Origin of the sequence: Nonlabens sp. (assembly GCF_018401815.1) — a bacterium.
GTDB lineage: Bacteria > Bacteroidota > Bacteroidia > Flavobacteriales > Flavobacteriaceae > Nonlabens.
On the sequence record NZ_JAGYKG010000001.1, the window covers coordinates 348,207 to 370,623 of the forward strand.

The 22,417-nt window shown below is 37.9% G+C and carries 18 protein-coding genes and 5 tRNA genes; 2 read left to right on the forward strand and 21 right to left on the reverse strand.

Annotation, left to right across the window (positions count from 1 at the left end; genetic code table 11):
* The first annotated feature begins 35 nt into the window (after positions 1-35).
* On the forward strand, positions 36-746 hold the full coding sequence (locus tag KG732_RS01610) for a DUF4369 domain-containing protein (RefSeq protein WP_213520568.1): 711 nt from the start codon (positions 36-38) through the stop codon (positions 744-746).
* Here KG732_RS01610 and KG732_RS01615 read toward each other — a convergent pair.
* From KG732_RS01615 to KG732_RS01630, 4 genes are all read right to left on the reverse strand, one after another.
* Positions 741-1,004 carry a hypothetical protein gene (locus KG732_RS01615; protein WP_213520570.1) on the reverse strand — a complete coding sequence of 88 codons (264 nt, stop codon included), beginning with the start codon at positions 1,002-1,004 and terminating at the stop codon, positions 741-743. The genes KG732_RS01610 and KG732_RS01615 overlap by 6 nt on opposite strands.
* 190 nt (positions 1,005-1,194) lie before the next feature.
* Positions 1,195-1,605: a 6-carboxytetrahydropterin synthase gene (locus KG732_RS01620; RefSeq protein WP_213520572.1), complete on the reverse strand. Its 411-nt coding sequence runs from the start codon at positions 1,603-1,605 to the stop codon at positions 1,195-1,197.
* Positions 1,602-2,114, reverse strand: coding sequence for an isopentenyl-diphosphate Delta-isomerase (gene idi / locus KG732_RS01625; RefSeq protein ID WP_213521190.1), 513 nt, complete (start codon positions 2,112-2,114; stop codon positions 1,602-1,604). Before idi ends, KG732_RS01620 begins: the two co-directional genes overlap by 4 nt.
* A 151-nt stretch (positions 2,115-2,265) precedes the next feature.
* A complete protein-coding gene (locus tag KG732_RS01630) occupies positions 2,266-3,282 on the reverse strand; it encodes a LacI family DNA-binding transcriptional regulator (RefSeq protein ID WP_213520573.1) in 1,017 nt (338 codons plus the stop codon).
* A 399-nt stretch (positions 3,283-3,681) separates the two neighbouring features.
* On the opposite strand from KG732_RS01630, the gene KG732_RS01635 reads away from it, so the two are divergent.
* A complete protein-coding gene (locus tag KG732_RS01635; RefSeq protein WP_213520575.1) occupies positions 3,682-5,292 on the forward strand; it encodes a peptide chain release factor 3 in 1,611 nt (536 codons plus the stop codon).
* A gap of 178 nt (positions 5,293-5,470) precedes the next feature.
* On the opposite strand, the gene KG732_RS01640 is transcribed toward KG732_RS01635, so the two are convergent.
* The 17 genes from KG732_RS01640 to KG732_RS01720 form a co-directional block, all read right to left on the reverse strand.
* Entirely contained in the window at positions 5,471-7,462 is a 1,992-nt protein-coding gene (locus tag KG732_RS01640; RefSeq protein WP_213520578.1) for an OmpA family protein, read from the reverse strand.
* Between the two features lie 21 nt (positions 7,463-7,483).
* Entirely contained in the window at positions 7,484-8,419 is a 936-nt protein-coding gene (locus tag KG732_RS01645) for a type IX secretion system membrane protein PorP/SprF (protein ID WP_213520580.1), read from the reverse strand.
* Positions 8,420-8,788: 369 nt separating this feature from the next.
* The gene (locus KG732_RS01650; RefSeq protein WP_213520582.1) at positions 8,789-9,100 is read right to left on the reverse strand and encodes a DUF3467 domain-containing protein; all 312 of its coding nucleotides are present in this window, start codon (positions 9,098-9,100) and stop codon (positions 8,789-8,791) included.
* Between the two features lie 5 nt (positions 9,101-9,105).
* Positions 9,106-13,413 carry a DNA-directed RNA polymerase subunit beta' gene (rpoC, locus tag KG732_RS01655; RefSeq protein WP_213520584.1) on the reverse strand — a complete coding sequence of 1,436 codons (4,308 nt, stop codon included), beginning with the start codon at positions 13,411-13,413 and terminating at the stop codon, positions 9,106-9,108.
* A 91-nt stretch (positions 13,414-13,504) separates the two neighbouring features.
* Positions 13,505-17,314, reverse strand: coding sequence for a DNA-directed RNA polymerase subunit beta (rpoB, locus tag KG732_RS01660; RefSeq protein WP_213521192.1), 3,810 nt, complete (start codon positions 17,312-17,314; stop codon positions 13,505-13,507).
* Between the two features lie 124 nt (positions 17,315-17,438).
* A complete protein-coding gene (gene rplL / locus KG732_RS01665; RefSeq protein WP_213520586.1) occupies positions 17,439-17,813 on the reverse strand; it encodes a 50S ribosomal protein L7/L12 in 375 nt (124 codons plus the stop codon).
* Between the two features lie 55 nt (positions 17,814-17,868).
* Positions 17,869-18,384, reverse strand: a complete 516-nt coding sequence (gene rplJ / locus KG732_RS01670; protein WP_213520588.1) for a 50S ribosomal protein L10 — start codon at positions 18,382-18,384, stop codon at positions 17,869-17,871.
* A gap of 11 nt (positions 18,385-18,395) precedes the next feature.
* A complete protein-coding gene (rplA, locus tag KG732_RS01675; protein WP_213520590.1) occupies positions 18,396-19,094 on the reverse strand; it encodes a 50S ribosomal protein L1 in 699 nt (232 codons plus the stop codon).
* 11 nt (positions 19,095-19,105) lie between these two features.
* Positions 19,106-19,546 carry a 50S ribosomal protein L11 gene (rplK, locus tag KG732_RS01680; RefSeq protein WP_213520592.1) on the reverse strand — a complete coding sequence of 147 codons (441 nt, stop codon included), beginning with the start codon at positions 19,544-19,546 and terminating at the stop codon, positions 19,106-19,108.
* Between the two features lie 70 nt (positions 19,547-19,616).
* The gene (gene nusG / locus KG732_RS01685; RefSeq protein WP_213520594.1) at positions 19,617-20,171 is read right to left on the reverse strand and encodes a transcription termination/antitermination protein NusG; all 555 of its coding nucleotides are present in this window, start codon (positions 20,169-20,171) and stop codon (positions 19,617-19,619) included.
* Positions 20,172-20,183: 12 nt separating this feature from the next.
* Positions 20,184-20,381: a preprotein translocase subunit SecE gene (gene secE / locus KG732_RS01690; RefSeq protein WP_213520596.1), complete on the reverse strand. Its 198-nt coding sequence runs from the start codon at positions 20,379-20,381 to the stop codon at positions 20,184-20,186.
* 75 nt (positions 20,382-20,456) lie between these two features.
* A tRNA-Trp gene (locus KG732_RS01695) sits at positions 20,457-20,529 on the reverse strand.
* 101 nt (positions 20,530-20,630) lie between these two features.
* Entirely contained in the window at positions 20,631-21,818 is a 1,188-nt protein-coding gene (gene tuf / locus KG732_RS01700) for an elongation factor Tu (protein ID WP_213520598.1), read from the reverse strand.
* Positions 21,819-21,934: 116 nt separating this feature from the next.
* Positions 21,935-22,006, reverse strand: a tRNA-Thr gene (locus KG732_RS01705).
* Positions 22,007-22,072: 66 nt separating this feature from the next.
* Positions 22,073-22,145 (reverse strand) — tRNA-Gly (locus tag KG732_RS01710).
* A gap of 66 nt (positions 22,146-22,211) precedes the next feature.
* A tRNA-Tyr gene (locus KG732_RS01715) sits at positions 22,212-22,292 on the reverse strand.
* A 36-nt stretch (positions 22,293-22,328) separates the two neighbouring features.
* Positions 22,329-22,402: transfer RNA gene (locus KG732_RS01720), tRNA-Thr, on the reverse strand.
* Positions 22,403-22,417 lie beyond the last annotated feature (15 nt).

Consider the following 22,417-nt stretch of genomic DNA (forward strand, 5'->3'; position numbering starts at 1 on the left):
TTATGATGCATCTTTGCAAGCATTAAATTGATACCATGAAAAAACTGTTTTTCCTTCTAATAGGCCTCACCTTTATAAGCTCTTGTCGTAATTCTCATTCCAATAAGTTTTCGGTTTCTGGAACAGTTGATGGTGTAAAGATTGGTAAAATTTACTTACAGCGTTTACAAGATTCTATTCTTATTGATGTAGATTCTGCCCTATTTAATGGAAATTCTGATTATACTTTAACAACAGATCTGGATCAAACACAAATCATGTACCTGCATCTAGATGTCAACGACGGCACTGATTTTAATGACCGGTTATTATTCTTTGCAGAAGACACTACAATGACCATTAATTCTTCTTGGGATAAATTTGAGAAAGATGCCGTAATATCAGGTTCAAAAAATCAAGATATCTATACCGAATTCAGGAAAAACAGTGATCCACTTGATAAAGTCTATACTGACTTGGTAAAAAGAAGCTTGTCCCTAACTGATGAGACTAGAACAGTAGCAATAACTGATTCAATCAATGCGGCTTATGACAAGTATTTAAGGAAAAAAGTACTGCACGCTATCAACTATGCACAATTACATAAAGAGAAAGAAGTCGCTCCTTATATTTTAATTAATGAAGCTAGCGAGGCCAATCCTATTTTATTAGACAGTGTTTACCAAAAGATGCCAAAAAAAATTCAGACAACCGTTTATGGAAAACAACTGTCTGAATTAATAAAAAAATCTAAAAGTAACTTATAGCGCGTTTACTCTATCTATAAGTCCTTTTCCTTTAGTTTCTAAATCAGCTTTCACTGCTTTAAGGTGTGCTTTGCGACTTTCCACTTTGCGATTATTCACTCGGGAAATCAATTCGTCAAAAGTTGTTATTGAATCGTCTACAATTTTTTCAAACTCAGTTGCTTTTTCTGGATTTACTGCTTGAGAAATCAATGCAGCTTCAATAATATCTCCTAATACGTAATTAATGTCTTGTTTAAGATCTTTAATACTTGCCATAATAATTTTATTTTAGTGCAAAAATAGTGAATAAAAGCCTTATTCATTCACCTCCACATATATTAGAAAGGTTGAAACCTTTTAAATAGCACCCTTAACGACGCTGAAAGCACCTGTAATAAACTTATCCTCAATAGGTTTCTATCTTATAAGAAAGGTAAAGAATAGAATCACAACCTGAAACTCTATGTTACTCTCCTCTGTAGACCACAAAATTGCGTTCTGTTTCAAAGAGTTTGATCTCTAGATCGTATTTAGGATCCAGTTTTGCTTTGATTTTATGGTAAATAACAAAAGCAATATTTTCTGCCGTGGGATTGAGGTTGGCAAATTCTGGTACTTGTTCATTCAGGTTCTTGTGATCAAAGGCATTTTCTACCTCTTCTTTGATGATGTCTTTAAGAATTTTAAGATCAATTAAATAACCCGTCTCAGGATCTACTTCACCAGTAACCCCTACTTCTAAATCGTAGTTATGACCATGAAAAAAAGGGTTGTTACACAAACCAAATATTTGTGCATTTTTTTCGTCACTCCAGTCCTTGCGGTGTAAACGATGAGCAGCATTAAAATGAGCCTTTCTATATGCGGTTAATCTCATGATATATGGGTGTAATATTTTTCAAAAATAATCTTGAACCAATGGGTATAAATTTCTGGCTGCTGTATGATATCTTCTTTAATATCTTGAGCCGTCATCCATTTGTAAGAAGCAACTTCTTCTGGATTGATTTGTGGAGGGTCGTTGTAATGCCCTATCATCACATGATCAAATTCATGCTCTGTAAGTCCATTGTCAAATGGTGCTATGTAAATAAAATGAAACAGTTCTTTAAGCTCTGTCACAAAACCCATTTCTTCCATAAGCCTGCGCTTTCCGGCTGCTATATTAGTTTCTCCCTCTCGTTGATGACTGCAACAGGTATTGGTCCATAAACCAGGAGAATGATACTTACCTATGGCTCGCTGCTGCAGCATAATTTCATTTTTGTCATTTACTACAAAAACAGAAAATGCCCTGTGCAATAATGCTTTTTCGTGAGCTTCCATTTTCTCCATAAGGCCGACTTGCTCATCCTTCTCATTTACTAAGATTACTTTTTCGATAATTTCTAAAATTTATTCAACAAAAATACAAAAGGAAACCAATAGATTTCTTTAGCCTATACTAAGTAGCTCAACCCTAACTTTCATTACAAAAAGAACCTTCAAGTACTGCTTTTAACCAGATTTGTTTGTTAAAAAACCTTTTTAAAGACTATTAATTAGGTAAAGTGGTTCCTCTTAGTTCGATGGTAAAATCTACAGTGGCAGTAGTCGTGTGCCCTTTGGTTTTATTCTCCAAGCGTTCCACAAGCATGCGTACCGATTGTTGACCAATCTCCTCGGCATGTTGAGTTACTGTTGAGAGTTGCGGGTAGGATAGATGAGAAATTTCATCAGAGCTGAATCCTAAAACAGATAAGTCTTTAGGTATTTTTCTACCTAAACGCTGTGCAATATTGACAGACATTATACCAGAAACATTATCGATACAAAGTAGTCCGTCCATATCTGGGTGCTCGGTAATTATTTTTTCTAATTGATCATTCAACAACGCCTCATTACTATCTATATTGATCACTAAGGCTTCCCCTGTGTAGGAATCGTGTTGTTCTAATGCTTTTTTATAACCCAACACTCTTAGTTTACCTACGCTTAGGCCTCCTAAGCTATTGATCAACACAATTTTCTTACGACCTTCTTTTATCAATACCTCTGTCCCTTTAAAGGCAGCATTAAAATCATCAATAATTACTTTATCACATTCCACATCGTTGGCTACTCGATCAAACATAACAATAGGCACATCCTGATTAATAGTTTCTTTTAAGTGTTTTACTTCACCGTTAGATTGGGTTTCTTCTGCTATTGACATGATGAAACCATCTACGCTACCATTTGCTAATAAATGTAAACTGTTATTTTCTTTTTCAAAAGATTCATTTGACAAACAGGTTATGATGTTATAACCTAGCGCGGTTGATTCTTGCTCGATCCCGTAAAGTATACGAGCAAAAAATACATTCAATATATCTGGAATAATAACCCCTATAGTTTTAGTCTTTCTATTTTTGAGACTTAAAGCCAATGTATTAGGTCTGTAATTAAGCTCTTTTGCTATTTCCTTGACACGTGCGATGGTGTCTTTACTTATCTCTGGACTATCCTTTAATGCTTTAGAAACCGTAGAAACAGAGACTCCAAGCGTAGCAGCAAGATCTTTAAGCGTGATCATATTTTATTGTTTAAAAGTGGGTCAATTCATAAGATTTACAAACTTGTGCTTGAATCTCGTGATAATAAAAGCAATTTAGTCATTACTGACCGACTTTTAAAACTTTGCTTTTCAATAAATAATTTAATAATTGTTACCTGCATAAAAGAAGGCTATTAAGGAAGACTGAATGATTGTACCGCTTTCGCGAAAGCGATAAAAAAACTTACCTAATTGCACATATTAAATCCCATTATTTACCTGTGACATTTCAAAGAATTATTTAAAGCTTAAAAAAAACAACTGCCTAAAGCAACTAATAAAATATCAAGCCATTTAACGATTTAACAACCTGATGTGCAAAATTCTATGCTATAGTACATACATTGTTCTATTTTTGCAGCCTGATTAATTAGACACATGAAATTTACAGAAGAGATCGCAAGGAGAAGGACCTTCGGTATTGTATCGCATCCAGATGCAGGAAAAACAACACTAACAGAGAAGCTTCTGTTATATGGTGGGGCTATTCAAGAAGCTGGGGCAGTAAAAAGCAATAAGATTAAAAAAGGAGCCGCGAGTGATTTTATGGAAATAGAACGCCAGCGTGGTATTTCTGTAGCAACATCTGTACTAGCGTTTGAATATCAAGGCAACAAGATTAACATTCTCGATACTCCTGGACACAAAGATTTTGCTGAAGACACCTTTAGAACACTTACCGCAGTAGATAGCGTGATTGTAGTGGTAGACGTAGCAAAAGGGGTAGAAGAACAGACGGAGAAGCTGGTAAAAGTGTGTAGAATGCGTCAAATCCCGATCATCGTTTTTATCAATAAAATGGATCGTGAGGGTAAAGATGCCTTTGATCTTATGGATGAAATAGAGCAAAAACTAGAACTGCGAGTGACTCCATTGAGCTTTCCTATAGGAATGGGTTATGATCTCAAAGGGATTTATAACATCCATAAGAAAAACATTAATTTATTTACAGGTGCTTCTTCTAAAGATATTTATAATACTACTGCGATCAACGATTTAAACGATTCCAATCTGGATGAGCTTATAGGAGATAAAGCCGCTGGTACTTTAAGAGAGGAACTGGAATTAGTTAGAGGCATCTATCCCGAGTTTGATAGAGAAGAATATTTAAATGGTGAGTTACAGCCTGTATTTTTTGGTAGTGCACTGCATAATTTTGGAGTTAAAGAACTGCTGGACGGTTTTATAGAAATCGCTCCTGCTCCTCGTCCTAAAAAAGCTGAAGAACGTCTAGTACGACCTGAGGAAAAAGATTTTAGTGGTTTTGTGTTTAAAATTCATGCTAATATGGATCCCAGACATAGAGATCGGCTGGCATTTATAAAGGTGGTAAGCGGTACCTTTGAACGCAATAAAGCCTATAAGCATGTAAGGTTGGATAAGAATTTGAAATTCTCTAGTCCCAACGCTTTTTTTGCAGAGAAAAAAGAAATCGTTGACGAGTCATTCCCTGGAGATATTGTGGGGTTACACGATACAGGTAACTTTAAAATAGGCGACACCCTCACCTCAGGTGAAGAACTTCATTACACAGGAATTCCCGCTTTTTCACCAGAGCATTTTAGATATATTAATAATGCAGACCCTATGAAATCTAAACAGCTGGCAAAAGGTATCGACCAACTTATGGATGAAGGTGTTGCACAGCTATTTACCTTGGAACTTAACGGCCGTAAGGTAATAGGCACTGTAGGTGCGCTTCAGTTTGAAGTGATTCAATACCGACTAGAGCACGAGTATGGTGCGACTTGTTCTTATGAAAACCTCAATGTGCACAAAGCTTGTTGGGTAGATGAATCTGTAGCAAAACCAGAGGAGTTTACTGACTTTAAAAGAGTGAAATCTAAGTTTTTATGTAAAGATAAAAGAGGCCAGTTGGTCTTTCTTGCTGACTCCTCATTTTCCTTGCAAATGACACAACAAAAATACCCGAGTATCAAGTTTCATTTCATATCCGAATTTGAACCTGCTGCAACGGTAGGTGCATAATTGTTTTCAGACTCTCTTAACTAAAAGTGTTCAAAGGGTCGAAGTACATTGAATAGGTTGCTTTTAAAAACAACCATACTCTTTTCAACCTCATAAGTCATTTTAAAAAGCAAGCATGATTAGATTAACAAAGGCACTTCACCTGCATTTGCGCGAAGTGCCTTTGTTTAATAATGTGTTAATCGCAATCTTTGAACTCCCCAAAACCTGAAACAATAAACTCTGATCTGCGGTTCAACTGATGCTCGTCACTAGAACACGCTACACCGTTAGCGCATGTATTAAGTAGCCTTCTTTCTCCAAAGCCTTTTGCCGTTAAGCGAGAAGCATCAATGCCTTTTGAAATGAGCCAATCGCGAGTGCTTTGTGCTCTTTTCTCTGAGAGTAGCTCGTTGTATTGGTCTGGCGCTCTACTATCGGTATGAGAGCGTATCTCAATGCTCACTTGAGGATATAACTCCATAAAAGCTTTAATTTTTAAAAGTGCATACCCCGCATCTGTCCTAATATTAAACTTGTCAAAATCAAAATATATGTGTTGTATATCTAGTAATGGACCTATGTCATCACAATCTGCCACAGGGATGCGATTGATTTCAATTTCTAGAGAAGTACGCATTAGTCCAGAACTTGTCGGAGTAGTAATGACCTCTTCGTTTGAAGTATAGTCTTCCTTTACTACACGTAGGATATATGATTGATCACAATCTAATCTAAAAGTATAGGTTGCATTATCCCCTGTGATTTGTTGATCGATTTTATTATTATTCATATCAAAAAGCACTAAAGTGGCGTCCTTAATAGGATCACCAGTTTTATGATCAGTTACATTACCAACAACGTGCACCTCACATTCCTCTCTAAGATCTTCCAGCTGTAAGAAGGTATAAATGTCGTCATCTCCAGCACCACCAGGCCTGTTGGAGCTGAAGTAGCCGGTTTGTGTATCGTCGTTAACGATAAAACCAAAATCATCATAGGTGGTGTTGATGGGTTTACCGATGTTCACCACCTTCCCCATACTGCCGCTAGGACTTATAGAACTAGTAAAAACATCTAAGCCACCTAATCCTTGATGCCCTGAAGAAGAAAAATACAAGGTGTTTGTTTTACTGATAAAAGGAAAAGTTTCCCTGCCTGGAGTATTGATGTCTTTTAGGTTTCTAGGTGCACCAAAAGCTCCATCTGACAAGATATCTACCACCCATATATCTGACCTTGTGAATTCGTTTTCGAGATCATACCCTATACTCCCGGGCATATCGCTTGAAAAATATAGTTTTTTACCATCTGGACTTAAAGCGGGATGCGCCACAGAATATTCGTCGCTATTAAATGGAAGCTGTTCTGGTTTTGACCATTTACCTTTGTTTTTATAAGATCTAAATATTTTTAATTTATTAGTTCCCGTTTTATCTTGCAGGTACACACCATTGTCATAATTGTTGCGCGTGAAGTACATGGTCCGTCCGTCGTTAGTAAATACAGGGGTGCTTTCGTGATATTTGGTATTGATCAGATTAGACATAGGCTTAGGATTCCCCAATACCCCATTTTCATCTGCGTCAGCAGTATATAATTGCAAGAACGGCTGGTTATTCCAGGTGTGCCTTTCCCTTGGTACGGATCCAGATTCCCTTGCTGTAGCATAGACTACTTGATTGTTTAAAGCATAAAATGCGGGTCCAAAATCAGCTTTAGAGGAGTTGATCTCCTTGGCATTGGCGATTTCGAATCTACCCGATTGAAAGTCTATCATTTGAAGGTAATTGGAATCTTCTTCCAACATTTTTGACCTAGCGTCAAAGCCAATAGAAGTATTGAACTTAGCCATGTAGACATCTGACTCCTCGTATTTATTCACTGCTTTTAATGATTGGGCATATCTAAAAAAGTATTCTGGAGTTACACGGTCTTCATATTGTGCAAAAAGCTTTGCGTACCATTTTTGGGCTTGCTTTAAATCGTCATTAAAATAGTAGGTATCTCCTAGTTTTGACAGTATTTCGGTTGTAGCATAACCATCCTCTACTAATTTTAAATAAATCTTTTGAGCCTCAATAAATGCAAAGGCATTGTATTTACTATTTCCTTTTTCTACCTGATAGGTTTGTGCATGTCCCAAAAAACAGGGGGCTAGAAGAATAAATAGGATCAGTCTTTTAAACATATTAAAATTCTATATGGATTATTAGAAGAAACGCGGTGTGATGATACGTTCGTAATTATTGAACCATTCAAATCTTAAGAATACTTCATAGCTGCCATCGTTAAAAATAGCATTCCCTAATACGGTTGTCTCCCGATCATATGCAAATCCTATCATCATTTGATCACTTATTTGAAATCCTACAAGCCCAGTAACAGCTGCATTCCATCGGTAAGCAACTCCCAAAGTTAACTTGTCATTCAACAAGAAATTTGCTGTTAGATCTATTTGTACCGGTGCTCCATGAACTAGCTTTAACATCGTAGCTGGCTTGAATTTGACATCATCATTCAAATCAAATACATAACCGGCTGTAGCAAATAAGTGAATTCGTTCTTGTGCAATATAAGTAGAACTACCGTTAGTTTCAGTACCATCAAAGTGATCCGTCTGCAATAGGTTAGGGCTACTTAACCCCAAATAAAGCTGCTCTGTATGGTAGTACAAGCCCAGACCTAAAGTAGGTGAAAGTTGATTATTGATATTATCAGACAATCTAGGATCTCCTGAGTCAAAAGGGTTCAGTCTGCTATAATCTACATTTAAAACATGAACACCGCCTTTAAATCCAAAACTTAGGCTAGCCTGATCTCCAACTAAAAGGGTATAACTAAAGTCTGCAGCGACATATGTCTCAGCTGCAGGACCTATTTCATCATTCACTATGCTCAAGCCTACGCCTACCCGACTATTGGAAAGAGGCGTGTGAAAAGACAAGGTTTGAGTACGTGGCGCTCCATCCAGTCCTACCCATTGACTTCTATGAAGACCTACAATACTTGCCACACCTCGATTTCCAGCATAGGCGGGATTGACCACTATAGGATTGTACATATACTGACTGTACTGTGGATCTTGTTGTGCGATCATCGCTTTCGCGAAAGCGAAAAATAATAAACAGCTTACTAGTTTCTTCATGCCAAAGATGATTACAAAAAAATTCTATAAAAAGGTACCCCCTAATTTAACCTCCATGAATATATAAAAATACAGCTTTATAAGTGGTCTAATGTGGAGCAAGCGAATATTCTATGACGATGAAGTCAACTTACAGACACCTTGTGTGTTGAATTACGAAGTTAAGGCCTGCTGCTTTAACAAGCACATATGCTGATGGTAGCATTTACTTGTTGGAATTTAAAACTCCTGTACCGTCTTTTTAGGTTCTTTTTGCATCATCCTTCTTTACTGACTTGTTCATTACACTAAATTTTAGTGTATCGCTATTTTAGGACGGGACAAACAGGACAATAAAAAAAGCCTGATGAAAATCATCAGGCTTTTGTGTTATGCTTGACCTGTTGGGCCAAAATTTAGAGGAACGGGCGGTTGTTCATAATCCTTAATATCACCGTGAACTTGCTCAAATTTCCTAACATTTTCATGTAGTGCTTTTGCCAGTCGTTTAGCGTGTTGAGGAGTTAATATAATTCTGGATTTCACCTTTGATTTAGGGTTACCAGGCATGATATTCACAAAGTCTACAACAAACTCAGAAACGGAATGGTTGATAATTGCAAGGTTACTGTATTGTCCTTCTGCAATTTCACCATCAATCTCAATATTGATTTTATGGTCAGGATGTTGATCTTTTGCCATTAGTATTAGTTATAATTCACTTTAGGTTCTTCTTTATGCTGAAGAAGTTTTTCAAATTCTTCTTTAGAACCTACAATGATATCATCATAGTTACGCATTCCAGTACCTGCAGGAATTCTGTGACCCACAATTACATTTTCTTTAAGACCTTCTAAGGTATCTACTTTACCTGCGACAGCAGCTTCATTCAATACTTTAGTAGTCTCTTGGAAAGATGCAGCACTAATGAACGACTTCGTTTGAAGAGATGCACGAGTGATACCTTGAAGAACTGGCTCAGCAGTTGCAGGCATAACGTCACGAGCCGTTGCCAGAGCTTTATCTTCTCTACGTAATATAGAGTTTTCATCTCGTAACTCTCTAGAAGTAATAATTTGTCCTTCTTTTAAGTTTACAGAATCTCCAGCATTTTCAACTACTTTCTTACCATAAAGTCTATCGTTTTCTAGGATAAAATCTTCTTTGTGAACCAATTGGTTCTCTAAGAACATACCATCACCAGAATCAACGATTCTTACCTTTCTCATCATTTGTCGAACTACAACTTCAAAGTGCTTGTCATTAATCTTTACCCCTTGTAATCTATAGACCTCTTGAACTTCATTTACTAAATACTGTTGTACAGCACTTGGTCCTTTAATTGCAAGAATGTCTTTAGGAGTAATAGACCCATCAGATAATGGCATCCCAGCTCTTACGTAATCATTTTCTTGTACAAGAATTTGATTAGAAAGTTTCACTAAGTACTTCTTCACTTCATCCGTTTTAGAAGTCACTATGATTTCTCGGTTACCACGTTTAATTTTACCGAAAGAAACAACACCGTCTATTTCACTTACTACAGCAGGATTAGAAGGGTTACGTGCTTCAAACAATTCTGTTACACGGGGAAGACCTCCAGTAATATCACCTGCTTTAGCAGATTTACGTGGAATCTTAACCAATACTTTACCAACTTTGATCTTTTCATCATCGTTGATCATCAAGTGAGCCCCTACTGGTAAGTTATAAGAAATAACATTGTCTCCTTTGTTATCTAAAATATGAAGCGTTGGAATCAATTTCTTATCTCTAGAGTCAGAAATAACTTTCTCTTCATATCCAGTTTGTTCATCACTTTCTACTTGAAAGGTAACTCCTTGTATAATATTTTCGAATTTGATTTTACCAGCAAATTCAGAAATGATAACACCGTTAAAAGGATCCCACTTTGCGAGAAGATCTCCTTTTTTAACCTTAGAACCTGGCTTCACATAAAGCTCACACCCATAAGGGATGTTATTTGAATTCAATAACATACCAGTTTTTTCATGTAGCAATTTAGACTCTGCGGTACGAGATATTACTACCTCTACCGGCTTGCCTTCACTGTTTTCACCTTTAACTGTTTTAAGATCTTCAATCTCAAGAATACCGTCATTCTTTGCAACAATAGAGCTATCTTCAGATACGTTACCTGCAACCCCACCTACGTGGAAGGTTCTCAAAGTAAGTTGTGTACCTGGTTCTCCAATGGACTGTGCAGCAATAACACCTACAGCTTCACCTCTCATCACAAGACGGTTAGTAGCAAGGTTACGTCCATAACATTTAGTACAAACCCCTTTTGCAGCTTCACAAGTAAGAGCAGATCTTACTTCTACAGATTCTAGATCAGAAGCCTCTATAATATCGGCATATTTTTCTACAATCAGTTCACCAGCAGCGACAATTACTTCTTGAGTTGCAGGATCAATAACGTCGTGTAATGCAGTACGACCTAGAACTCTCGCTCCAAGTTTCTCCATTACTTCTTCGTTTTTCTTCAATGCAGAAACCTCAATACCTCTTAAGGTTTCACAATCTTCATGATTGACGATCACATCTTGAGCAACATCGTGTAAACGACGTGTCAAGTAACCAGCATCTGCCGTTTTAAGCGCGGTATCTGCAAGTCCTTTACGTGCACCGTGAGTGGAGATGAAGTATTCAAGAATTGAAAGACCTTCTTTAAAGTTAGAAAGAATTGGGTTTTCAATAATTGCTCCACCACCGTCATTGGATTTCTTAGGCTTTGCCATAAGTCCACGCATACCGGTAAGCTGTCGGATCTGTTCTTTAGATCCACGGGCTCCAGAGTCAAGCATCATAAACACCGAGTTGAATCCTTGTTGGTCTTCTCTAATGTTTTTCATTGACAATTCAGTAAGCTGGGCGTTAGTAGCAGTCCACACATCAATGACTTGATTATATCTTTCGTTTTGAGTAATAAGACCCATACTATAGTTACCACGTATAGCATCTACTTTAGTATTTGCTGCATCAATCATCGATTGCTTTTCTACAGGAATCATGATATCTCCTAGAGAGAATGATAATCCACCACGGAATGCAAATCCATAACCTAGATCTTTAATTTCATCAAGGAAAGCAGCTGTTCTAGGAACATCTGTAACCTTTAGTATATCACCGATAATATCTCTAAGAGCTTTCTTAGTTAATACCTCATTGATGTATCCAGCTTCATCTGGTACCTTTTGATTAAAAATCACACGACCAGCAGTAGTTTCAATGATCTGAGTTTTGTAAGAACCGTCTTCTTGAAGAAGATTGATTCTACATTTTACAGGAGCATTAATATCTACACGCTTTTCATTAAAAGCAATTACTAATTCTTCTGGTCCGTAAAAAGTAAGCCCTTCACCTTTTACAAGGTGTCCAGGTTCAGATCTACGAAGTTTGGTCATATAATACAGACCCAATACCATATCCTGAGAAGGTACCGCAATTGGGCTACCGTTTGCAGGGTTCAAGATATTGTGTGAAGCCAGCATTAATAGCTGACACTCTAATATTGCTTCAGGACCTAACGGAAGGTGAACGGCCATTTGATCTCCATCAAAATCGGCATTAAATGCCGTACACACTAATGGGTGTAACTGAATCGCTTTTCCTTCAATAAGTTTAGGTTGAAATGCTTGTATACCTAATCTGTGAAGTGTAGGAGCACGATTCAACATTACTGGATGTCCTTTAAGAACGTTTTCCAGAATATCCCAAACCACTGGTTCTTTCTTATCAATAATTTTCTTAGCAGACTTTACCGTCTTAACGATACCGCGCTCAATAAGTTTACGGATAACGAAAGGCTTATAGAGCTCTGCAGCCATGTCCTTAGGAATACCACACTCATATAATTTAAGCTCTGGTCCAACAACAATTACCGAACGAGCAGAATAATCTACACGCTTACCAAGTAAGTTTTGACGAAAACGTCCTTGCTTTCCTTTTAAGGAATCAGAAAGAGATTTCAGTGGTCTGTTAGAATCTGTTTTAACAGCACTAGATTTTCTTGTATTATCAAGAAGTGAATCCACTGCCTCTTGCAACATACGTTTTTCGTTACGAAGAATCACTTCAGGAGCTTTAATCTCCATCAATCGCTTCAAACGGTTGTTACGTATGATCACACGACGGTATAAGTCATTTAAATCAGAGGTAGCAAAACGTCCACCATCAAGCGGCACTAATGGGCGTAATTCTGGTGGAATTACAGGAACCACTTTCATGATCATCCATTCTGCTTTGTTTTCTCGTCTTTCATTAGAGTCCTTAAGAGCCTCTACTACTTGCAGACGCTTTAAAGCCTCGGTCTTGCGTTGTTTAGAAGTCTCATTATTTGCTTTGTGTCTCAAGTCGTAAGATAAAGACTCTAAATCGATGCGCTTAAGTAAATCGATCAAACACTCCGCACCCATCTTAGCGATGAATTTATTAGGATCTGAATCTTCCAAATACATGTTTTCCTGCGGAAGTGTGTCTACTATATCTAGATATTCTTCCTCTGTAAGGAAATCTAAATTACGAACTTCTTCGCCATCTGCATTCTTTGCGATACCTGGTTGAATCACCACATATCTTTCATAATAGATGATCATATCCAGCTTCTTTGAAGGAAGCCCTAGCAAATACCCAATCTTGTTAGGCAAACTACGGAAATACCAAATATGGGCCACTGGCACAACAAGATTGATATGTCCTATACGATCACGTCTTACTTTTTTCTCTGTAACCTCTACACCACATCGATCACAAACGATTCCTTTGTAACGTATACGCTTATATTTTCCGCAAGCACATTCATAATCCTTTACAGGACCGAATATACGCTCACAAAAAAGCCCATCCCTTTCAGGTTTGTGCGTACGATAGTTAATCGTTTCTGGTTTTAACACCTCACCTCTTGACTCAGCAAGAATAGATTCAGGAGATGCAAGACCGATTGAAATTTTTGAAAATTTCTTTTGTGTTGGGTTGTCTTTATGTCTAGCCATAATAATGGTACTATTTTAAGTTAAAGTAGCGAGGTTGGTGGATCATTGCGCTTTCGCGAAAGCGAAACAAACATCCAACCTCACCGAAAAATTAATCCTCCAGTCTTAGATCTAGTCCTAGACCTTTCAACTCGTGCATCAATACATTAAATGATTCTGGAAGACCAGGTTCTGGCATGGGCTCCCCTTTTACGATAGCTTCGTAAGTTTTGGCGCGTCCTATGACATCATCTGATTTTACAGTTAAGATTTCACGTAACGTACTAGAAGCACCATAGGCTTCCAGTGCCCATACCTCCATCTCTCCAAATCGCTGACCACCAAATTGTGCTTTACCACCAAGTGGCTGCTGTGTAATCAATGAATATGGACCAATAGAACGTGCGTGCATCTTATCATCTACCATGTGTCCTAGTTTAAGCATATAGATAATACCTACCGTTGCAGGTTGATCAAAACGCTCACCAGTACCACCGTCAAATAAATACGTATGTCCAAAACGTGGAATACCTGCCTCATCTGTGTACCCATTGATCTGATCTAATGTAGCACCATCAAAGATAGGAGTGGCAAATTTCTTACCTAATTTCTCTCCTGCCCATCCTAGTACGGTTTCATAAATCTGTCCAATGTTCATACGAGAAGGTACACCAAGCGGATTCAATACGATATCTACTGGAGTTCCATCTTCAAGGAAAGGCATATCTTCTTGACGTACAATACGTGCAACGATACCTTTGTTACCGTGACGTCCTGCCATCTTATCTCCTACTTTAAGTTTACGCTTTTTAGCGATGTAAACTTTAGCAAGTTTGATAATACCAGCCGGAAGCTCATCTCCAACAGAGATCGTAAACTTCTCACGCCTTAATGATCCTTGAAGATCATTTTCTTTAATCTTATAATTGTGAAGTAAGTCGGCTACCATATCATTTACCTCATTACTTGTTGTCCAAGTTCCAGAAGTTAAATGTGTAAAGTCATCTACTGAGTTCAACATTTTAAGAGTGTATTTTTTACCTTTTGGAAGCACTTCTTCTCCAAGATCGTTAAATACCCCTTGTGATGTTTTACCACTTACAATTTCAAATAATTTTTCAATTAAACGCTCTTGAAGACCATCAAATTTACCTTGATAATCTTGTTCTAATCTTGCGATATCTTCTTTATCCTGAGCTCTTTTTCTCTTATCCTTTACCGCACGAGAGAATAATTTCTTATCGATAACAACACCTCTTAGTGAAGGAGAAGCCTTTAGAGAAGCATCTTTTACATCACCAGCTTTATCACCAAAAATAGCTCTAAGAAGTTTTTCTTCTGGAGTAGGATCACTTTCTCCTTTAGGAGTAATTTTTCCTATTAAAATATCTCCAGGCTTTACTTCAGCTCCAATACGTATCATACCGTGTTCATCAAGATCGGCCGTAGCTTCTTCACTTACGTTTGGAATATCTGCAGTAAGTTCTTCGTTACCTAACTTTGTATCTCTAACCTCAAGAGAATACTCGTCTACGTGAATAGAAGTAAATATATCTTCACGAACTACTTTTTCAGAAATTACAATGGCATCCTCAAAGTTGTACCCTTTCCATGGCATGAAGGCCACTTTCAGGTTACGTCCCAAAGCAAGTTCTCCAGCTTCAGTAGCATACCCTTGACAAAGCACTTGTCCTTTAACTACTCGATCGCCTTTTTGAACTATAGGCTTCAATGTAATACTAGTACCTTGATTCGTCTTACGAAATTTTATCAAGTTATAAGAAGTATCTTCTGGCTCAAAGCTCACCAAAGCCTCACGTTCTGTGCGATCATATCTGATCACCACTTTTTGTGAATCTACATATACTACCTTACCATCACCTTCAGCATTGATCAATACTCTGGAATCTGAAGCAACTTGTCTTTCCAAACCAGTTCCAACGATAGGAGCATCTACTCTAAGTAAGGGTACTGCCTGACGCATCATGTTTGATCCCATCAGTGCACGGTTGGCATCATCATGTTCCAAGAAAGGAATTAACGATGCTGAGATAGAAGCGATCTGGTTAGGAGCAACATCAGCATATACCACATCTGTAGCATTTATTACCGGGAAATCACCTTCCATACGTGCAATTACCTTTTCTTGATCTATCCTACCGTCTGTTAGAGGTAAGTTAGCTTGTGCGATATGCAATCCTTCTTCTTCTTCAGCACTTAGATAAGTAGGTTGGTCTTTTAAGTTAACAACACCATTGGTTACTTTTCTATATGGCGTCTCAATGAATCCCATTCCATTCACTTTTGCAAATACTGCTAGTGACGAGATCAGACCAATATTCGGTCCTTCAGGTGTTTCAATTGGACAAAGCCTTCCGTAGTGTGTATAATGTACATCTCGCACCTCAAATCCTGCTCTTTCTCTTGAAAGTCCACCAGGTCCTAGTGCAGATAATCTACGTTTGTGAGTAATCTCTGCTAATGGATTTGTTTGATCCATGAATTGAGACAACTGGTTAGTACCAAAAAAAGAATTAATAACAGAAGACAAGGTCTTTGCGTTAATAAGGTCAATCGGGGTAAATACCTCGTTATCTCTTACGTTCATACGCTCACGAATCGTGCGAGCCATACGAGCAAGACCTACACCAAACTGTTGAGACAACTGCTCACCAACAGTACGTACACGTCGGTTAGACAAGTGATCAATATCATCAATCTCTGCTTTAGAGTTGATCAACATGATCAGGTGCTTTATAATGGTAATGATATCTTCTTTGGTAAGCACTTGCTTGTCCATTGGAATATCAAGACCCAATTTTTTATTCATTCGGTAACGACCTACCTCACCTAGATTATATCTCTGATCAGAGAAAAATAATTTATCGATAATTCCACGTGCTGTTTCTTCATCTGGCGGCTCAGCATTACGTAATTGTCTATATATATGTTCTACCGCTTCCTTTTCAGAATTGGTAGGATCCTTTTGTAACGTATTATGGATTATAGCATAATCAGCAGACATATTATCTTCTTTGTGAAGAAGGATGGTCTTAGCTTGAGATTCAATAATCTCATCAATATGCTCTTTTTCCAGAATAGTATCGCGATCCAGAACGATTTCATTACGCTCTATAGAAACTACTTCACCAGTATCTTCATCAACAAAATCTTCATGCCAAGTTCTTAGTACACGCGCAGCAAGTTTGCGTCCAAGGTATTTTTTAAGTCCTGTTTTACTCGCTTTTACTTCTTCAGCAAGATCAAAGATTGCTAAGATATCTTTATCTCTTTCAAAACCGATAGCACGGAAAAGTGTTGTTACAGGTAATTTCTTTTTACGATCGATATAAGCATACATAACGCTATTAATATCTGTCGCAAATTCTATCCATGACCCTTTAAAAGGAATCACACGGGCAGAGTATAATTTAGTTCCATTTGCATGGAATGACTGTCCAAAAAAGACACCAGGAGATCTGTGTAACTGAGATACCACTACACGCTCGGCGCCATTGATACAAAAAGTACCAGATGGAGTCATATACGGAATAGTACCCAGATAGACATCTTGAACAATAGTTTCAAAATCTTCGTGTTCTGGATCTGTACAATATAATTTTAAGCGCGATTTAAGAGGCACGCTATAAGTAAGTCCACGTTCTATACATTCTTGAATAGAATAACGCGGCGGATCTACGAAGTAATCAAGAAATTCCAATACGAACTGATTACGAGTATCAGTGATAGGAAAATTCTCCATGAAGGTATTGTAAAGGCCTTCTACTTCTCTTTTATCCGATTTAGTCTCTAACTGAAAAAAGTCCTGAAAGGATTTTATTTGGATATCCAGCAGGTCAGGATATTCTGCCTTATTAGTTACCGTTGAAAAATTAATTCTTTCTGTGTTTGTTGCTAGCATCAATGCACGGTATTAAGTGATTAAAAAAAGCGTTATCGACGACGTCTCATCTTTATACGCAAAATGGTCTAGGCCTGTGAACATCGCTCACAGGTCTAAACCGATAATGTTTAGGTAAGAAGAATTACTTCAACTCAACCTCAGCACCAGCTTCTTCTAGCTGAGCTTTTAGGGCTTCTGCCTCGTCTTTAGAAACACCTTCCTTGATAGGAGATGGTGCATCGTCAACTAGAGCTTTAGCATCTTTCAATCCTGCTCCTGTAAGTTCTTTTACAAGTTTAACAACAGCTAGTTTAGCACTACCTGCTGCTTTAAGGATGACATCAAATTCTGTTTGTTCTTCAGCAGCGTCTCCACCACCTGCAGCTGGTCCAGCCACAGCAACTGCCGCTGCTGCTGGTTCAATACCATACTCCTCTTTAAGGATACCTGCTAATTCGTTTACTTCTTTAACAGTTAAGTTTACTAACTGCTCAGCGAAATCTTTTAAATCTGCCATTTTTCTATCGTTTTAATAAAATTTATAAATAATTAATTGCGTACTAAATTGGGTTCTATCTTTCAGATAGAGTTTTAAGAATACCTGCGAGTTTACCACCACCTGATTGAAGTGCTGCTACCACATTTTTAGCAGGGCTTTGAAGTAGACCGATGATTTCACCGATCATTTCTTCTTTAGATTTGATATTGCTTAACGCACTGATCATATCGTCACCTACATAAATAGCTTCTGCAATATAAGCTCCTTTAAGCACCGGCTTATTGGACTTCTTTCTGAAGTTTTCAATAACCTTAGCTGGGGCATTTGCAACTTCAGCAAGCATGATGGACGTATTACCTTTTAATAAATCTGGCAATTCTCCAAAGTCTTTGTCTGAAGCATCCATAGCCTTAGCAAGAAGGGTATTCTTTACTACTGACATGGTTATATTAGCTTTAAAACAAGCCCTACGTAAATTTGATGTCTCTAATGCATTTAAGCCAGATATGTCTGCTAGGTATATAGTTGAATTCTCACCTAACGTAGCAGTCAAATCTTGAATAACATTTGCTTTTTGTTCTCTTGTCATGATCTAGATTTTTAGTCTTCTGCAAAACGTTTAGTGTCTATCTCAATACTAGGACTCATCGTACTAGACATGAAGATACTTTTGATATAAATACCTTTAGACGTTGTCGGTTTTAATTTAACTAGTGTGTTGATTAATTCTTTTGCGTTACCTGCTATTTTCTCTGCATCAAAAGATGCTTTTCCAATTGCTGCATGTATGATACCAGTTTTATCGACTTTAAAGTCAATTTTACCGGCCTTAACATCCGAAACAGCTTTAGCTACATCCATTGTAACTGTTCCGGTTTTAGGGTTAGGCATTAATCCTCTAGGACCAAGTACACGACCTAATGGACCTAATTTTCCCATAACACTAGGCATGGTAATAATTACATCTACATCAGTCCATCCACCTTTGATCTTATCAAGGTATTCATCAAGACCTACATAGTCCGCACCAGCTTCAGTTGCTTCCGCTTCCTTATCTGGAGTAACTAGTGCAAGCACCTTAACATCCTTACCTGTACCGTGAGGTAACGTCACTACACCTCTAACCATTTGATTGGCTTTACGTGGATCAACATTTAACCTTACGGCTAGATCTACAGAAGCGTCAAACTTAGTGCTTGTAACTTCCTTTACTAATTTAGAGGCATCAGCAACCGAATAAGTTTGTAACCTATCAATCTTTGCTTGATTCTCTTTTTGATTTTTTGTTAATTTTGCCATTGTTACAAGTTTTAAACAGGTGCGTTTCCACCCTTAACGTTCACCCCCATTGATCTAGCAGTTCCAGCTACCATTCGCATAGCGCTATCTACTGTAAATGCATTGAGGTCTGGCATCTTATCTTGTGCAATCAAACGAATTTGATCCCAACTGATAGTTCCAACTTTCTTACGGTTAGGTTCTCCACTTCCGCCTTTAAGCTTTACCGCTTCAAGGATTTGTACTGCCGCTGGTGGTGTTTTTATTACAAAATCAAAGGACTTGTCCTTAAATACTGTAATTGCAACAGGTAAAACTTTACCTGCTTTATCTTGAGTCCTAGCATTAAACTGCTTACAAAACTCCATGATATTCACACCAGCCGCACCAAGTGCAGGTCCTACAGGTGGAGATGGGTTTGCTGCGCCACCTCTAACTTGTAACTTTACAACCTTAGATACTTCTTTAGCCATTTTTAATTAATTTCACTTATTTAATGATAATAAAGTGGAAGCCTTATTTATCACCTATAAATTGTAACATTTATACTTTCTCTACTTGCATATAACTAAGCTCCAAAGGAGTCTTACGGCCAAATATTTTAACCATAACTTCTAGCTTACGCTTTTCTTCATTTACTTTTTCAATGACACCGTTAAATCCATTAAACGGACCATCTACTACTTTCACTGTCTCACCACTCTTAAAAGGAATAGCGATATTATCCGTTTGCTCAGCAAGTTCATCAACTTTACCTAACATTCTATTGACCTCCGCTCTCCTTAGAGGCACGGGCTCTCCACCTTTGGTTTCACCAAGGAATCCGATGACCCCATTTACAGATTTGATAATATGAGGCACTTCACCCTCCAATCGGGCTTGCACCATAATATAACCAGGAAAATAAATACGCTCCTTGTTATATTTCTTACCATCTCTAATCTGAACCACCTTTTCGGTAGGAACCAATATTTGTTTTAAATAATCACCAAGGTTGTGGTGAGCTATTTCAGACTCAATGTATTCCTTGATCTTATTCTCTTGGCCGCTAACAGAACGAACAACATACCACTTCATCAAATCCTTCTCTTCTGACATATCGACTATTAATTAATTTTGCTTTATCCAACTAAAATAATTCTCAATAGCAGCACTGAATACATAATCAATCCCTGCTACAATTAGTGCAAAAACAATGGAGAATACAGCAACTGTAACCGTCAACTTTTGCGTTTCTGCCCAAGTAGGCCAAGTCACATGATTGGTCAACTCATTATAAGACTCCTTTACGTATGTTATTAAACTCATAATAGTAATGTTCTGAATGTCAAACTTAAAGATTCAATAAAAATTTATTGTTTAAGGCCAACTATATTTATAATGCACGGGCTGAGAGACTCGAACTCACGACACCTGGTTTTGGAGACCAGTGCTCTACCAACTGAGCTAAGCCCGCAAAACAACAATTCTTACAAGAATCATTTATTGCCTCACCTATATAAAGGGAAAGTACCCTATCTAAAATTAGATAGGATACTTAATAATATTAATTAGAAATTAATCTAAAATCTCAGTAACCTGACCCGCTCCAACAGTTCTTCCACCCTCACGGATTGCGAAACGAAGTCCTAGGTTTAATGCTATAGGCTGAATAAGCTCCACATTAATTGTCAAGTTATCACCTGGCATTACCATCTCAACTCCATCAGGAAGTGCAATGTTACCTGTTACATCAGTAGTACGTACATAAAACTGAGGGCGGTAGTTATTGTGAAATGGAGTGTGACGTCCACCTTCTTCTTTTTTCAGGATATAAACCTCTGCTTTAAATCTAGCGTGAGGAGTTACAGATCCTGGCTTGGTAATTACCATACCACGAGAAATTTGAGACTTCTCAATACCTCTTAACAAGATACCTGCGTTATCTCCTGCTTCACCTCTATTAAGGATCTGACGGAACATTTCAATACCAGTAATAGTAGAAGTCAACTTCTGTGCACCCATTCCGATGATCTCAACAGGATCTCCAGTGTTAGCTACACCAGTCTCAATACGACCAGTTGCAACAGTACCACGACCTGTAATAGAAAAAACGTCTTCTATAGGCATAAGGAAAGGCTTGTCCATATCACGAACTGGTTCTTCAATCCAAGTATCAACAGCTGCCATCAATTCAAGTACCGTATCCACCCACTTTTGCTCTCCGTTAAGTGCTCCAAGAGCAGATCCAGAAATAACAGGACCATTGTCACCATCATATTCATAGAAACTTAATAAATCACGCACTTCCATGTCAACTAATTCAAGGAGTTCTTCATCATCTACCATATCCACTTTGTTAAGGAATACAACGATACGAGGAATACCTACTTGACGTCCAAGAAGGATGTGCTCACGTGTTTGTGGCATAGGACCATCAGTAGCAGCAACAACAAGAATAGCACCATCCATTTGGGCAGCACCAGTAACCATGTTTTTTACATAATCGGCGTGACCAGGACAATCTACGTGCGCGTAGTGTCTGTTTGCTGTTTGATACTCCACATGTGAGGAATTAATTGTAATACCACGCTCTTTTTCTTCAGGAGCGTTGTCAATTTGATCAAAACTTGTCGCTTTAGAGAAACCAGCATCAGCAAGCACTTTAGTAATTGCTGCAGTAAGGGTAGTTTTACCGTGGTCAACGTGACCAATAGTTCCTACATTAAGGTGGGGTTTCGAACGATCGTACGTTTCTTTAGCCATAATTTATAATCTTAGTTTATATTAGTGTTCAATTTTAAAAAAGACAGAAACGGAGCTAAAACCAAATCAGTCTATACTAGTAATGGCCTCTGTTGAGACCTATTTTTATTTAACAGAGCCAATGATGAGATTTGAACTCATGACCTCTTCCTTACCAAGGAAACGCTCTACCCCTGAGCTACACCGGCAAAACCCTTTTTATAAGGAAATGGACAACTTGACTTTAAACTCAATAAAAATAGAGTTTAATTTAGAGCGAGAGACCAGGTTCGAACTGGCGACATTCAGCTTGGAAGGCTGACGCTCTACCAACTGAGCTACTCTCGCATTTTTTTTAGTTTTACAACTAAAAGGTATTCAATATTTCAAAATATCTCTTCAGATACCATCAAGTGGGGAGAGCAGGATTCGAACCTGCGAAGGTTTCCCAACGGAGTTACAGTCCGTCCTCGTTGGCCGCTTGAGTATCTCCCCAAAAAAGTCCTCAACTAAGACTTCAGTATTTTTAAGAGCCGATGGAGGGACTCGAACCCACGACCTGCTGATTACAAATCAGCTGCTCTAGCCAGCTGAGCTACATCGGCTTTTGTACTTTTTTA

Coding starts and splice junctions, on each gene's coding strand:
- KG732_RS01610 (WP_213520568.1), top strand. CDS start 36: ATGAAAAAACTGTTTTTCCTTCTAATAGGCCTCACCTTTATAAGCTCT.
- rpoC (WP_213520584.1), bottom strand. CDS start 13,413: ATGGCTAGACATAAAGACAACCCAACACAAAAGAAATTTTCAAAAATT.
- KG732_RS01630 (WP_213520573.1), bottom strand. CDS start 3,282: ATGATCACGCTTAAAGATCTTGCTGCTACGCTTGGAGTCTCTGTTTCT.
- nusG (WP_213520594.1), bottom strand. CDS start 20,171: ATGTCAGAAGAGAAGGATTTGATGAAGTGGTATGTTGTTCGTTCTGTT.
- secE (WP_213520596.1), bottom strand. CDS start 20,381: ATGAGTTTAATAACATACGTAAAGGAGTCTTATAATGAGTTGACCAAT.
- tuf (WP_213520598.1), bottom strand. CDS start 21,818: ATGGCTAAAGAAACGTACGATCGTTCGAAACCCCACCTTAATGTAGGA.
- rplA (WP_213520590.1), bottom strand. CDS start 19,094: ATGGCAAAATTAACAAAAAATCAAAAAGAGAATCAAGCAAAGATTGAT.
- KG732_RS01620 (WP_213520572.1), bottom strand. CDS start 1,605: ATGAGATTAACCGCATATAGAAAGGCTCATTTTAATGCTGCTCATCGT.
- rplJ (WP_213520588.1), bottom strand. CDS start 18,384: ATGACAAGAGAACAAAAAGCAAATGTTATTCAAGATTTGACTGCTACG.
- KG732_RS01640 (WP_213520578.1), bottom strand. CDS start 7,462: ATGTTTAAAAGACTGATCCTATTTATTCTTCTAGCCCCCTGTTTTTTG.
- KG732_RS01635 (WP_213520575.1), top strand. CDS start 3,682: ATGAAATTTACAGAAGAGATCGCAAGGAGAAGGACCTTCGGTATTGTA.
- KG732_RS01615 (WP_213520570.1), bottom strand. CDS start 1,004: ATGGCAAGTATTAAAGATCTTAAACAAGACATTAATTACGTATTAGGA.
- rpoB (WP_213521192.1), bottom strand. CDS start 17,314: ATGCTAGCAACAAACACAGAAAGAATTAATTTTTCAACGGTAACTAAT.
- KG732_RS01645 (WP_213520580.1), bottom strand. CDS start 8,419: ATGAAGAAACTAGTAAGCTGTTTATTATTTTTCGCTTTCGCGAAAGCG.
- rplL (WP_213520586.1), bottom strand. CDS start 17,813: ATGGCAGATTTAAAAGATTTCGCTGAGCAGTTAGTAAACTTAACTGTT.
- rplK (WP_213520592.1), bottom strand. CDS start 19,546: ATGGCTAAAGAAGTATCTAAGGTTGTAAAGTTACAAGTTAGAGGTGGC.
- KG732_RS01650 (WP_213520582.1), bottom strand. CDS start 9,100: ATGGCAAAAGATCAACATCCTGACCATAAAATCAATATTGAGATTGAT.